A 12953-nucleotide genomic window follows, 5' to 3' on the forward strand; every position below is an offset into this window, starting at 1 on the left:
CATAGGGCACGCGCTATTACATTCCCAAAAAAGTAATGAAAGGCGGCCGTTATGGAGGTTTTTGCCACTGCAATGCCTGCGCTGGGTGACGCGTGGGGATTGATCCTGCAACCTATCGTTCTGGGCTATCTCGTACTCGGCGTTGTAATGGGACTGGCCGTAGGTGTTTTTCCTGGGCTTGGTGGAATTGCTGGTTTGTCCTTGCTGCTGCCGTTCATGTTTGGAATGGACCCTATCCTTGGACTGGCGTTAATGATCGGCATGGTCGCAGTCGTTCCGACCTCTGATACCTTTGCCTCGGTATTGATGGGGATCCCGGGCAGTTCAGCATCTCAGGCGACGGTTCTCGACGGCTTTCCAATGGCCAAGAATGGTGAGGCAGCGCGGGCCTTGTCTGCAGCCTTTGCATCGTCTCTTTTCGGTGGCTTGGTCGGTGCAACATTTCTGACAATGTTCATCCTTGTTGCGCGGCCTATAGTTTTGGCTTTTGGCCTACCCGAGATGTTGATGATCACCATTCTGGGTCTTTCGATGGTCGCTATCCTTGCGGGTCGCATACCGTTGAAAGGAGTAGCGGCGGCTGGTTTGGGCCTGATGGTCGGAACCATCGGTGAGGCAGACGCCGGTGGATCGCTGCGAATGGCGACCTATGACATTCCTTATCTGACAGATGGGCTGAAACTGGTCATCGTCGGGCTGGGCATATTCGCCGTACCAGAAATCGTATCGCTGCTGCGACAGGATCGTTCGATTGCCAAGGGCGCTTCACTGGGGGCCGGGTGGCTTGACGGTGTGAAAGACTGGGCCGCGAACATTTGGTTGTCTGTTCGTTGTTCGATAATCGGCGTGGTCGTTGGTGTCATTCCGGGTCTCGGAGGTTCGGTCGTAGATTGGATTGCCTATGGACACTCGGTTCAATCAACCAAAGACAAAAGCAACTTTGGCAAAGGTGAAGTACGTGGAGTCATCGGCCCGGAAAGTTCGAACAATGCCAAGGAAGGCGGCGGTTTGGTTCCGACCTTGCTTTTCGGTATTCCGGGATCAGGCTCTATGGCAATCTTCATTGGTGCTGTCGCCCTGCTCGGTTCAGGCAACATCGAGGTTGGGCCAAGCATGCTCAAGGACAATCTCGATATCACCTATTCGATTGTCTGGTTACTGGCTCTGGCTAACGTTGTGGGCACCATATTGTGCATCGCGGCTTCGGGCGGTATCGCCAAGCTAACTACAATCCGCTTTACATATCTGGCTCCGTTCCTGTTCATGCTGATTAGCTTTGCAGCATTTCAATCCGGTCAGAACTTCGAAGACCTGCTGGCCCTGTTCGTGATCGGTTTGATCGGGATATTCCTGCGTCGGTTTGACTGGTCGCGCCCAGCCTTCCTTATCGGCTTTGTCCTGTCTAACCCAGTTGAGAAGTTTACCAATCAAGCGTTCCAGATCGCATCGTTCAGGTTTCGCAAAAGCTTTGGCGAGGGTATGGAATATGTCTTCAGCCCGATCGTGATTGTTTTGATCGTGGTTACAGTTGTATCGGTCATTTTTGGAGTTCGTCAGGCCAAGATGATCATGGCTGAAGGAGAGGTTCAGTCGGGCAGCAAGCGTGCGCCTTTGATTTTTCTGCTCGTTATTATGGCCTATTTGATTGTGGCCTTGGTTAACGCCAATATGATCCCGAACTATAACATGACCGACAAGATTATCCCGCTGGTTATCGGCACAGTCTCGCTCTTCTGTTGTGTTGTTTTGTTAATCCAAATGATGCGACGGCCCGAGGGCGATCCGATCTTTGCAGACAAGGAAATCGCAGGTGAGGATGCAAATGCACCTCATGGGCTTTGGTCCACACTGGCATGGTTTGCTGGTCTGATCGCAGCTACTTGGGTCGTCGGCTTCATCCTTGCGCTATTCGGGTTCTTGATCGCCTTCTTTCGCATTCGCGCCGGATCAAGCTGGCAGATTACACTGATCCTGACCGCATGCGGCATAGGCTTTATGTGTTTCATGGCCGGTGCACTAAACCGGGATTTTCCGCCCGGCCTTCTGCAGGGTTTAGTTGATCTGCCGTGGCCTCTAAAATGACAGAACCCCTAAGGCTTCTTTGCCTCGAAGGGGATGGCATCGGGCCAGAGATCGTGAACGCGACGCTGGCGGTTGTTCAAGCCGCCGGCCGTGTCCTTAATCGCAAGATCCAAACCGAGAAGATGGATATCGGTTTTGCTGCGTTGAAAGCCAAAGGATCGACGATCCCACAGTCGGTGATTGAGGCCGCCGAGTCTGTCGACGGTGTGATCCTTGGTCCGGTTTCGCACAATGAATATCCGCCAGTCGAACAGGGTGGGCGAAATCCTTCAGGCGTACTGCGAAAAGAACTGGAGCTTTTTGCAAATCATCGACCCGCCAAGACATGGGTCGGACTAGACGCACCTTCGCGCAAATCCTTCGACCTGATCGTGATGCGCGAGAACCTTGAAGGGTTCTATGCAGATCGCAATATGTTCGCAGGCTGTGGTGAATTTATGCCCGAACCGGACGTTGCGTTGGCTGTTCGGAAGGTGACGCGCAAAGCAAGTCTCGACATCGCACGCGCCGGTTTCGAATTGGCCGCGTCCCGTCCGGCCAAACATGTTACCGTCGTTCACAAGGCAAACGTCATGCGTATGACGGATGGCTTGTTCTTGGAATGCACGCGTTCAGTCGCCAAAGAGTTTCCCTCCGTTGCCTATAAGGAAATGCTTGTAGACGCGGCTGCGGCGCATCTGGTTCGCGATCCTACACGGTTCGACGTATTGATTACGACGAATATGTTCGGCGATATTCTAAGCGATCTCGCCTCAGAGCTAGCCGGTGGTTTGGGGCTGGCTGGGTCCCTCAATTTCGGTGCTCGTCACGCGGTTGCACAGGCGCAGCATGGCTCGGCTCCGGATATCGCCGGTAGAGACGTGGCAAATCCGGTTTCGCTTGTATTATCAGTTGAAATGCTGCTTCGGCATCTCGGTGAAACTAACGCAGCAGATCTTATCCGAGCCTCTGTGGGAGTTGCATTGGAATCGCCCGAAACACGCACGCGCGACCTGCAAGGTACGCTTGGCACAAGTGCATTCACCGAAGTTCTTTGCAAACTTGTTGAGGAGGGCGCGAGATGACCCAAACCGCAATACCCTACGTTTTCATGCGAGGCGGCACATCGCGCGGCCCCTATTTTCTCAGGTCTGATTTGCCGCAGGATTTGGATAAGTTGGCGGAAGTTCTGATTGCCGCCATCGGTGCCGGCCATCCACTAAATATTGATGGAATTGGCGGTGGCGCTGCAGTTACCACCAAAGTCGCAATGCTTTCGCCCAGCGATGATGAATGGGCAGACATCGACTATTTCTTTGCCCAGGTCTCGGTTGAGGAGAGGCTGGTCGACTTTAAGCCCACCTGCGGCAACATTCTGTCTGGTGTTGGTCCCGCAGCAATTGAAATGGGGTTGATCCAGACTCAGGGCGAAGAAACCAAAGTTCGCATTCGCGCAGTCAACACTGGTGCACAGGTAGAGGCCAAGGTCCAAACACCCGGTGGCCAATTGACTTATGATGGCGGGTCACAGATTGCTGGTGTGCCCGGGCAGGCGGCTCCGATCCAGTTGAGTTTTATGGGCGTAGTAGGGTCTTCGACCGGTGCATTCCTGCCCACAGGTAACTTGCGTGACTCTATTCAAGGGATTGAAGTGACCTGCATGGATGTCGCGATGCCCTTGGTAATAGCCCGCGCAGCTGACTTTGGTTTGTCAGGCTACGAAAGCGCAGAAGAACTTGATGGAAACGAAGAGTTCTTTGACCGTATGGAGAAACTTAGGATCGAAGCCGGTCTTGCAATGGGCATGGGAGACGTTTCGAAGTCTGTAACTCCCAAGTTTGGGCTTCTGGCACCCGCCAAAGACGGAGGAACCATTGCCGTCAGGTATTTCATGCCATGGAAAACTCATCCAACGATGGCCGTTACTGGCGCCCAATGCTTGGCATCCTGTGCACTGACGCCGGGAACAGTTTCTGATGGTTTACTAAACCGCCCCAATTCCTGCCCTGCGGAAATTGAGCTTGAGCATGCCTCGGGAACAATCGACGTCTTGATCGACTTTTCCAATAATGAAAGTTTTGTCCTGAACTCTGCAGGCCTGGTTCGAACGGCTCGCAAACTGGCAGATGGCTATATTTATGTCCCGAAAGAGGTTTGGGATGGGAGTTGATTGGGTTGATGCCATTTGGTATACTTTAGTATACAATTAGGAGGAGCCACAATGACGGACTACTCTGAATGCCTCATGATCGCGCGTCAGGAACTCAGGCTTGCGCAAGCAGCCTTGCGGAGAGAAATGGCAGACTACCCAACACCGATTGCCGGTTGTGACGAGCAGTTCAATCACCTTTTGGACCAAAGTCAGCGCATTCGAAATGCGCTCGCCGCTCTTGAAGCGCCGCATTTTGTCCCAACCCCAAGAAGGTTGGATATCGGGATGAGCATTGAAAGCCGATGAAAGTTCACATTCTAGACGATTGGTTCGACACACTTCGAGGGTTGCCGTGTTTTGACAAGCTGGCGGGACACGACATTACGGTCTGGACGGACCACGTAGAAAGCTCTACCGAGCTAGCCGCGCGCCTACGGGACGCCGAAGTGCTGGTACTTTTTCGTGAACGCACCAATGTGACAAGGGAATTACTGACGCAATTGCCAAACCTGCGACTAATCAGCCAGCGCAGTGTCTATCCTCATGTCGATGTGCAGGCTTGTACAGATAACAGAGTGTTGCTGTGTTCGAACATGCATGGAGGAACACCCTCGTATGCCGCGGCCGAGCTGACTTGGGCTCTGATAATGGCTGGCATGCGTGACCTTCCTGCGCAAATGGCATCTGTCAAGGCGGGTTGCTGGCAAGCCGGGGTAGGTAAAACACTGCGTGGTCGGCAATTGGGCCTTTACGGATATGGGCGTATCGCTCGCACGGTCGCCGGATATGCTGAAGCATTTGGAATGTCTGTCGTCTGGTGGTCGTCCGACGCAGGTCGCGCCCGCGCGACTGCCGATGGCGCGATCATTGCACCCAACCGCGAGGCATTCTTTGCCAACAGCGACGTTGTTTCCATTCACGTGCGTCTAAAACCGGAAACAAACGGTATCATAACAGCAGAAGATTTGGGCGCGATGCAACCAGGTTCCCTGTTTGTGAACACTTCCCGTGCAGGGCTAGTTGCGCAGGGGGCTTTGCTCAAAAGCCTCAATAGTGGCCGTCCTGGCATGGCAGCAATCGATGTTTTTGATACTGAACCACTTACTGATCCCAACGACCCTCTACTGGCACATCCGCACTTGATCGCGACGCCCCATATCGGATTTGTCACCGAAGACGAGTTTGATCTGCAGTTCGCGGATATCTTTGACCAAGTAAACGCCTTTGCCGAAGGTGAACCGATCCACATGATCAATCCCGAGGTTTGGTCCAACGCAGAATGAGATTGGCTGCAATCGGCGCGCCGATTATTACCAATACAATCCGTGTTAGATGGTGTGTGATAACAAAGCCTAAATCGGCACCCGAGACGATCGCCAGAACTGTCATTTCAGCCTGACCGCCTGGGGCAAAGGCCAGAAACGCCTCGACTGGGCGGCCGAGGCCCAATGCGGTGACGATGGCTGTGAAGGCTGCCGCCAGTATCGCTAAAATGGTGACGTAAGCCACACCGGCGGCAACCACACGGCGCAGTTCACTCCATGTAACACCGGTAAACTGTACGCCAATCCCGCAGCCAATGAAGAACTGGGCCACCAGTACAGCTTCACGAGGAGGGCGTGAATGGATGAAGTCACCAAGTGACAGCATAGCTGTCAGAATCATTGGCCCAAGTATCGAGGCACCGAACAACCCGACTTTCTCGCCGCCTTTCCAACCCACAAGAGCTGCGGCCACCATGAGCAGCAGTTCATGCACGGGAAGGTCGCGCGCGGGCTCACCAACGGGGTTAGTCAATTCCGCGCCATAGAAGACCGTCAGAAACAAAGGCGCCAAGGTAACTATGATCAAAACGCGCGTGCCATGGATCAAGGACAATGTACGCGGATCAGCCCCAGCTTCGGTGCCAAAAATAATCATGTCCTGCAATCCACCGGGCATGGCTGCATAAAACGCTGTTTTGTCATCAAAACCCCAAACCCTGCGAAAAAAGGGGACACCGATAAGCGCGATCAAAATGATAAAGAACGGGATCAACATTATCGACGCAGCCATCTTTGGCAGATCTGCGAAAAGGGCTGGTGTAATCGACGCTCCGACGGCCACTCCCAAAATTGTTCTCGCAGCAACTGAAACCTGACCAAATCCCCTAAGCGGCGCTTTGGCCAAAGCCGCAATCAGGCACGCGGACATTGGACCAAACAAAAATGGCAGTGGCAGGTTTGCCGCCCAAAACAACAACGTGCCCAACGCTGCGAGGCCAAATGTTAGGGACCTCTGCATTGTTGGTGTGAGTTGAGAATTCCGGGCGGACAAGATTAGACTCCAGAAATACCAGCTTATTTGTATGCGGTTGTATACCAAGCAGTGCAATATGCAAGCGCACTAGGTTTTTTGCATCCTTTGATGCGTCTCAAATTAGTTCGGCTTTTTCTAGTCTATTCTGATTGCATCCTATTCTCGGCTCACGAGGTCCAAGATGATTGTCGGAGACCAAAGCAAAGTAGTTGCATTCCTATCAGACCCTGCCACTTACGGCGTCTACGAACCAATCGAAGTCATCGAAACTCATATCTCCATTATTTTTCTAGCGGGAAACCGGGCGTATAAACTGAAAAAAGCGGTCCAACTGCCGTATGCAGATTTTTCTACTCCTGAAATTCGCTCCAACGCCTGTGAAAAAGAATTTAAGCTGAACAAGATTACTTCGCCAGAGATCTACCTTGGCGTGCGTCATATCAGCCGAAACGGTTCAACACTAAGTTTCGGCAACTGCGGGGAAGTCATTGACACCGTTGTTGAAATGGTACGTTTCGAGCAAGAAACTATACTAGACCAAGTGGCCTTGCGAGGAGAACTAACCCCTGAAATTATGAGTGTTTTGGCAAAAACAATTGCGAAGGCTCACAAGTCGGCGAAGCCGGTCCAAACCGGTGGCGTTGATAACATCCATGCCGTGCTGAGCATTAACAAGGCAGGCTTTAAACAAGGCTCGGTGTTTACGCATTCTGAAATAGACCGACTAGACGAAGCCTTCCAAACCGCATTGAAACAGAAGGCCGGGATCTTTGAAATGCGAGCCGCGCGCGGTTGTATTAAGCGTTGTCACGGAGACCTTCATCTAAGAAATATTTGCCTCTTCGATGGGGAACCAAGGCTATTTGACTGTATCGATTTCAACGACCAACTCGCTACAGTAGATGTTTTGTACGATTTGGCATTTCTTGCAATGGATCTTTGGCACAGGGATTTGCGACACCTCGCAAACCTTGTCGTAAACCACTATGTTGATTTCTCACAAGAAGAGGACGGTTTTCCGCTTTTGCCGTACTTCATTGCACTTCGTGCAGCTGTACGTGCGCATGTTCTGGCAACACAGTCTGAGGACCTGCAAGACAACCCCGCAAACGCCAAGCGGAAAGAAGCCCGAACTTACTATGACTTGGCGACATCCCTATTAGGAAACACGAAGCCTCGATTAGTTGCAATTGGTGGCTTCAGTGGAAGCGGCAAGTCCACCATATCAAACGAAATTGCACCTGCGTTTGGGGGTGCCCCCGGAGCAAGAGTGATAGAAAGTGATCGGGCACGCAAAGCAATGTTTGGCGTCGATCCGCAGACGCCGCTACCAGAAAAGGCCTATCATCGCGATGTTTCGGATGCAGTATATGACTCGATGGGACATCGCGCCAAGGCTCTGCTAAAGGCCGGGAGCCCGGTGATAGTTGATGCAGTTTTTGATTTTCCTGGCCGAAGAGATAAAATCGAAAATGTAGCGCGAGAAGTTAATGTTCCTTTTGATGGTATTTGGCTGGACGCCGCATCGGCAGTACTTAAACGACGCCTTCAAACCCGGGCCAAGTCAGCATCTGACGCCACTGTGGATGTTTTGGAGATGCAACTTGAATGGAAATCGGTTCCCGTTTCTTGGACGCTGCTTTCAACCTCTTGTTCTATTGACGAAACCCGGCTGGAAATCGTGACCGCGTTGGGTTTGGATCAGCATAAATAAACTTGATTATCCCAACGCAGAAGACGCTTCGAACTAGCCCCGCTAAGGTTATTTCGTGCCCAAATCCTGTCACCCAGGTTGCTGAATATCGGTTGCCCGACATTGCCATAGGGCGCCAAAAGCGCAGTAAATTCTGTATTCAACCTTAGCTGAGCCATTTGCCATCCTCAGAAACGAGCTTTTTTGTACATTGATCTTTATCAAGATTGGCTAACGCAAGCAGTGGTACAGTGAACGCCAAATTAGGAGGGTTCGCATGGAAGATTTGGTGGAAATTGGAAGATCCTTTGTGCAGGCGATGCGTGAACGCAGGGGCATCTCAAACGTTGACGAAATGTATGCCGAAAACGCTCAATCAATAGAGGCGGTCGTGCCTCCTGTGCGGCAGTTTCGGATAACTAAAGGACGGGATGCGATCAAAGCGAAAAGAGAGGATTGGTTGGTAACACATGAAATCCATGAACTCGACGCGGACGGCCCCTACGTTCACCCTCCAAATCGCTTTGGCGTTCGTTACAGGGCCGAGGTAACGCAAAAGTCTACGGGTAAGCATATAACTCTCCGTGAAATCGCAATTTACTCGGTGGAGGACGACAAAATTATTCTCGAAGAGTTCTTCATGTTGCCAAAATAGAAAGCCACCTTGCAGTTCGGCTAAACTTGGTGCAGCCGTGAACCGGTAACTTGGATTTTTCCAATAATAACAAAGCACGGTTACCGCGGTGCAGTCAGCCTACTGATTTACTCCGGTCAGACACTAACTAGAGAAATCCGCTCAACCCGACCCAGCCCGAAACAACCAGTAACGATCCGATTGAAAGACTGCACTTATGCCGAAAGAGCCATATCAAAGTCCACGCGACGGACCAAACTGGCCCGATTGGATGTATTACGTTGCGCTTGCGGCTGTTCTAGGACTTTTGATTGTTACAAGCTTTTTTGCTCCGCCTGCCAATCAGCAAGCAACCACGCTGACATACAGCGCCATGAAAGAGCTTGTCCGTGCGGGGCGAGTGCAATCAGCTGAACTGCGCGAGCATAGCATTATTGTAAATACCAAGTCCGATGACAAGGACGGCGGACAAACTTTCAGTGCCGTTGTCCCGGTCCATGGCGATCCGGACTTGCTTGCGCTGCTGGAAGACAACGATGTCGACATAACGGCGACGGAACCATCTGAAACGTCAATCTTCATTTATCTACTGCCTTGGGTATTTATTCTCGCAGTCTACTTTTGGCTACAGCGGCGAATGACAGGCGGGATAGCCGGCGGTCCAGGTGGAATTTCCGGAGGGCTGCTTAGCGGACGTTTTTCCAAACCGAATGCATCCGCAAAGAAAGTGACGTTCCAGGATGTGGCGGGCCAGGATCAGGCTAAACGCGAGGTTGCAGAATTGGTGGAGTTCCTGCGCGACCCACAGCGTTTTGCCCGCGTCGGTGCCGAAGTCCCGCATGGCGTTTTGCTGGTTGGACCGCCGGGAACAGGAAAAACGCTGTTGGCTAAAGCACTTGCTGGCGAGGCCGATGTCCCATTTTTTTCCACGTCTGGTTCCGAATTTATTGAGATTTTCGTTGGCGTCGGTGCGGGCCGGGTCCGCAATTTGTTTGAGGAAGCGCGCAAGGCTGCTCCGTCAATTATTTTCATCGACGAATTGGATAGCGTCGGTCGCACCCGCGGAACAGGGCTTGGCGGCGGCCACGATGAAAGGGAACAGACACTAAACCAAATACTTGCGGAACTAGACGGATTTAGTGAACGCGAAGCGGTTGTTGTACTGGCAGCAACCAACCGACCAGATGTTCTGGATCCTGCTTTGCTAAGGCCTGGCCGTTTCGACCGCCATGTAACGCTTAACTTGCCTGAGAAAGAAGCCCGACGTGCCATTCTTGATATTCATGCAAGAAAGCTACCACTTGAAAATACCAGCGATCTGGATTGGATTGCGGCTGGAACACCGGGCTTTTCAGGGGCTGATCTAAAGAATCTACTCAACGAAGCTGCAATCACGGCAGCGCGCCGGAACGCAGGTCTGATCACCCGCAGTGACCTTGATGAAGCACGGGACAAAGTGATGATGGGGACAGTACGCACACTCGCCATCCGACCTGACGAACGGCACCGGTTAGCTGTCCATGAAGCCGGTCATACCGCAGTTTCTTACTTCACTCCCGAAGCTGACCCTTTGTACAAAGTCACGATCATTCCACGCGGTCATGCCCTTGGCGGAACACATTCTTTACCGGAGGGAGAACGTCACACTCTCAATGAAACATTCCTCAAAGACCAGATCGTTACATTGCTCGCAGGGCGAGCGGCAGAACAATTGTTCCTGGGAACCGTCAGTTCCGGCGCTGATGACGACATCCGAAGGGCCACCGAAATTGCCAGACGAATGGTGACGCGGTGGGGAATGACGGATGAGCTCGGTCCGATCGACCTACGGCAAAGCGAGGACCACCCATTTCTGGGGCGGTCCATCGCGCAGCCCACGAGTGTTTCCGACACTACGGCGGCGCAAGTGGACCAAGCGATTATCAAGATGCTTGTCGACGCAGAAGCGCGGGCAACTTCGATAATAAAAAAACATAAACCAGAGACCGAAAAGCTAATTGCAGCGCTTGAAGAAAATGAAACACTGGACTTCGTTGCTATTCAGTTATGCCTGGATCCTGAGAAGAAAATTGAGCAACCTCGTCATACACCTGACTCAGTGACCAAAATACCTGTTGTTCCGCATAGTTGACATTCTCGACAGTGTGCGCCGCTGTTTTTGGTCGCAAAATATGGCAGGATCCTTCTCAATCAAGAGAACCCAGTCTCACTGATAAAACTGGACAACAAGAACATTTGTTGGCGGCGGACATTTAGGAATTTTTCGACCTGAGTTTTGGAGGGCCCATGTACAAGAAAATATTAATTGCCACCGACGGATCCGAACTGGCGCAGCGAGCTGTCGAACAAGGTATAAGCCTTGCCAAATCCCTGAATGCCAGTGTGATGTTCGTAACGGTTACCGAGCTGTGGTCGCCCCTTGAAATGGCTGGCGCGGCCGAGCTTGGAAGCCAAGACGCAGTTCGAGGCTATGAAGATGCAGCCGCCCAATCCGCAAAGGAAATTCTGAAGCAAGCCAATGAACTAGCAGCATCTGCCGGGATTGCCTCTGAAACTCGTCACATAGCGGATCGTAGGCCGGCAGAAGGAATTCTGGATACCGCTGAACTGTACGATTGCGAACTTATAGTGATGGCTTCTCATGGTCGCCGTGGGCTACAAAAAATGTTGGTAGGTAGCCAGACTTCTGAAGTCATCGCATTAAGCAAGCGGCCTGTCCTCGTCGTGAGATAAATTGGTCCTCATGCCTGAGCTTTCACTTCGTTTCGACAATCCTCAAATGAAGCGGGATGTTCCACCAAAAGAGTCCATAACGAGAAACCCGGGCACAAGCATTGCAATATGACCGATGTCAAAGTCGAATTGGACGCTCTGTGCCAGACTCCACATGAAGAATTCCCATGTCCGACCCTGGGGACGGTTCCTTGGTTCGGTCAGAGGTTTGGGAGGCACGTAACATGGACCAACTTGCTATCAGATTCCCGGATCGCGCCGAAGCCGGACGTCGTTTAGGCAAGCGCTTGCAAACCATGGAGTTGGATGACCCTGTTGTTTATGCTTTGCCGCGCGGCGGGGTACCCGTCGCAGTCGAAGTTGCACATGCAATCAAGGCTCCGCTTGATCTAATTTTTGTCCGCAAGATCGGTGCGCCCGGATCGCGAGAAGTAGCGCTTGGAGCGATCGTCGACGGCAAAAACCCTCAAACAGTCATAAACAAAGAGGTCCAAAGACGATCACACGCTGACGCCAATTATCTCGAGAAGGCACGCGCCAGGGAATTACACGAATTAGAAAGACGTCGATCGCGATACCTCGGCGACCGCGCGCAAATTTCTGCGAAGGACAAAACCGCTGTCATTGTCGATGATGGGCTGGCGACTGGGGCAACGATGAAGGCGGCGCTTATCTCTATGACGCAACAAGGCCCCAAGAAGGTTTGTATTGCGGTCCCGGTTGCACCGGCTGAGGTCGCAAAAGAGTTCGAAAGTCTGGCCGACGAAGTTGTGTGTCTGAACCCAGCACAGCTTTTTTTTGGTGTTGGCGCGTTTTACGACGACTTCCATCAACTCAGCGATGAAGAGACTATAGGTCTACTGCAGGCAGGGCGGTGAGAAATCATTGCCGCTTTCCGGCCTTTATCCCGCTCAAGCACATATTACACACATTCGTCAAAGGCGGCGTAAGGAGTCCGCCGCCAAGTTGTCTTACCCGAAAATTCGACTGCTACAGTTACAGACCTACCGTTGAGTGCGAAAGATATTGGGCAAGACAAGCGCCAGACGTATTATTCGTCACGCGGCCCGCAACAAGTGACCCACAGTCAGGCTCTACCGCGGGCCAATTTGGTTCATCGGCAGATTGTGTTGTTACCTTTTGCCGGTCTAATAGGTGCTTTTCCACTCAAGCCGATATAGAGTATGCCGCCCGCTCAGACCTTTGAGTTGCCTTGGCTCGGTGTCCGAAAAACAAAATGAGGTTCTTCCTCCAACCATTGCTCGGGTCGCATCCGAAATCAAAATTTCGCCCGCGACGCCTGCAGTCGTTATACGCGATGCCTTGTTGACTACGGTGCCAAAGAAATCACCGCGAGATTGCACAACATCGCCGGTGTGAAT

The 12953-nt window shown here is 52.1% G+C and carries 12 protein-coding genes; 10 read left to right on the forward strand and 2 right to left on the reverse strand.

Translation table 11 applies throughout. From position 1 onward, the window contains the following. Nucleotides 1-51 precede the first annotated feature (51 nt). The 5 genes from AC2FNE_RS17405 to AC2FNE_RS17425 are packed head-to-tail and all read left to right on the forward strand — an operon-like array spanning nucleotide 52 to nucleotide 5496. A complete protein-coding gene (locus AC2FNE_RS17405) occupies nucleotides 52-2082 on the forward strand; it encodes a tripartite tricarboxylate transporter permease (RefSeq protein WP_170606283.1) in 2031 nt (676 codons plus the stop codon). After that, complete coding sequence (locus tag AC2FNE_RS17410) at nucleotides 2079-3146, forward strand: isocitrate/isopropylmalate dehydrogenase family protein (protein ID WP_170606285.1); 1068 nt, start codon at nucleotides 2079-2081, stop codon at nucleotides 3144-3146. The genes AC2FNE_RS17405 and AC2FNE_RS17410 overlap by 4 nt, the downstream gene beginning before the upstream one ends. Then, nucleotides 3143-4231: a 4-oxalomesaconate tautomerase gene (locus AC2FNE_RS17415; RefSeq protein ID WP_496805885.1), complete on the forward strand. Its 1089-nt coding sequence runs from the start codon at nucleotides 3143-3145 to the stop codon at nucleotides 4229-4231. The genes AC2FNE_RS17410 and AC2FNE_RS17415 overlap by 4 nt, the downstream gene beginning before the upstream one ends. A 51-nt stretch (nucleotides 4232-4282) precedes the next feature. Continuing rightward, nucleotides 4283-4519, forward strand: coding sequence for a hypothetical protein (locus AC2FNE_RS17420; RefSeq protein WP_170606289.1), 237 nt, complete (start codon nucleotides 4283-4285; stop codon nucleotides 4517-4519). Continuing rightward, a complete protein-coding gene (locus AC2FNE_RS17425) occupies nucleotides 4516-5496 on the forward strand; it encodes a D-2-hydroxyacid dehydrogenase family protein (protein ID WP_170606291.1) in 981 nt (326 codons plus the stop codon). Before AC2FNE_RS17420 ends, AC2FNE_RS17425 begins: the two co-directional genes overlap by 4 nt. Here the strand turns inward: AC2FNE_RS17425 and AC2FNE_RS17430 are convergent. Next, entirely contained in the window at nucleotides 5465-6496 is a 1032-nt protein-coding gene (locus AC2FNE_RS17430; protein WP_170606293.1) for an AbrB family transcriptional regulator, read from the reverse strand. The two genes, AC2FNE_RS17425 and AC2FNE_RS17430, sit on opposite strands and share 32 nt — an antisense overlap. Nucleotides 6497-6692: 196 nt before the next feature. Here AC2FNE_RS17430 and AC2FNE_RS17435 point away from each other — a divergent pair, with 196 nt between their 5' ends. From AC2FNE_RS17435 to AC2FNE_RS17455, 5 genes are all read left to right on the forward strand, one after another. Then, on the forward strand, nucleotides 6693-8225 hold the full coding sequence (locus AC2FNE_RS17435; RefSeq protein ID WP_170606295.1) for a bifunctional aminoglycoside phosphotransferase/ATP-binding protein: 1533 nt from the start codon (nucleotides 6693-6695) through the stop codon (nucleotides 8223-8225). A gap of 256 nt (nucleotides 8226-8481) precedes the next feature. Continuing rightward, complete coding sequence (locus tag AC2FNE_RS17440) at nucleotides 8482-8859, forward strand: nuclear transport factor 2 family protein (RefSeq protein ID WP_170480775.1); 378 nt, start codon at nucleotides 8482-8484, stop codon at nucleotides 8857-8859. Between the two features lie 196 nt (nucleotides 8860-9055). After that, the gene (gene ftsH / locus AC2FNE_RS17445) at nucleotides 9056-10969 is read left to right on the forward strand and encodes an ATP-dependent zinc metalloprotease FtsH (RefSeq protein ID WP_170606297.1); all 1914 of its coding nucleotides are present in this window, start codon (nucleotides 9056-9058) and stop codon (nucleotides 10967-10969) included. Between the two features lie 155 nt (nucleotides 10970-11124). Further along, entirely contained in the window at nucleotides 11125-11571 is a 447-nt protein-coding gene (locus AC2FNE_RS17450; RefSeq protein ID WP_170480779.1) for a universal stress protein, read from the forward strand. Between the two features lie 167 nt (nucleotides 11572-11738). Next, on the forward strand, nucleotides 11739-12449 hold the full coding sequence (locus AC2FNE_RS17455) for a phosphoribosyltransferase (protein WP_496805886.1): 711 nt from the start codon (nucleotides 11739-11741) through the stop codon (nucleotides 12447-12449). A 270-nt stretch (nucleotides 12450-12719) separates the two neighbouring features. Here the strand turns inward: AC2FNE_RS17455 and AC2FNE_RS17460 are convergent. Further along, a partial coding sequence (locus tag AC2FNE_RS17460; RefSeq protein ID WP_496805887.1) for an adenylate/guanylate cyclase domain-containing protein occupies nucleotides 12720-12953 on the reverse strand: 234 nt, incomplete at its 5' end.

Source organism: Ruegeria sp. YKSD179 (assembly GCF_059612885.1).

Excerpts from the sequence above, each read along its gene's own strand:
- AC2FNE_RS17405 (WP_170606283.1), top strand. The coding sequence starts at position 52 with ATGGAGGTTTTTGCCACTGCAATGCCTGCGCTGGGTGACGCGTGGGGA.
- AC2FNE_RS17410 (WP_170606285.1), top strand. The coding sequence starts at position 2,079 with ATGACAGAACCCCTAAGGCTTCTTTGCCTCGAAGGGGATGGCATCGGG.
- AC2FNE_RS17415 (WP_496805885.1), top strand. The coding sequence starts at position 3,143 with ATGACCCAAACCGCAATACCCTACGTTTTCATGCGAGGCGGCACATCG.
- AC2FNE_RS17420 (WP_170606289.1), top strand. The coding sequence starts at position 4,283 with ATGACGGACTACTCTGAATGCCTCATGATCGCGCGTCAGGAACTCAGG.
- AC2FNE_RS17425 (WP_170606291.1), top strand. The coding sequence starts at position 4,516 with ATGAAAGTTCACATTCTAGACGATTGGTTCGACACACTTCGAGGGTTG.
- AC2FNE_RS17430 (WP_170606293.1), bottom strand. The coding sequence starts at position 6,496 with ATGCAGAGGTCCCTAACATTTGGCCTCGCAGCGTTGGGCACGTTGTTG.
- AC2FNE_RS17435 (WP_170606295.1), top strand. The coding sequence starts at position 6,693 with ATGATTGTCGGAGACCAAAGCAAAGTAGTTGCATTCCTATCAGACCCT.
- AC2FNE_RS17440 (WP_170480775.1), top strand. The coding sequence starts at position 8,482 with ATGGAAGATTTGGTGGAAATTGGAAGATCCTTTGTGCAGGCGATGCGT.
- ftsH (WP_170606297.1), top strand. The coding sequence starts at position 9,056 with ATGCCGAAAGAGCCATATCAAAGTCCACGCGACGGACCAAACTGGCCC.
- AC2FNE_RS17450 (WP_170480779.1), top strand. The coding sequence starts at position 11,125 with ATGTACAAGAAAATATTAATTGCCACCGACGGATCCGAACTGGCGCAG.
- AC2FNE_RS17455 (WP_496805886.1), top strand. The coding sequence starts at position 11,739 with ATGTCCGACCCTGGGGACGGTTCCTTGGTTCGGTCAGAGGTTTGGGAG.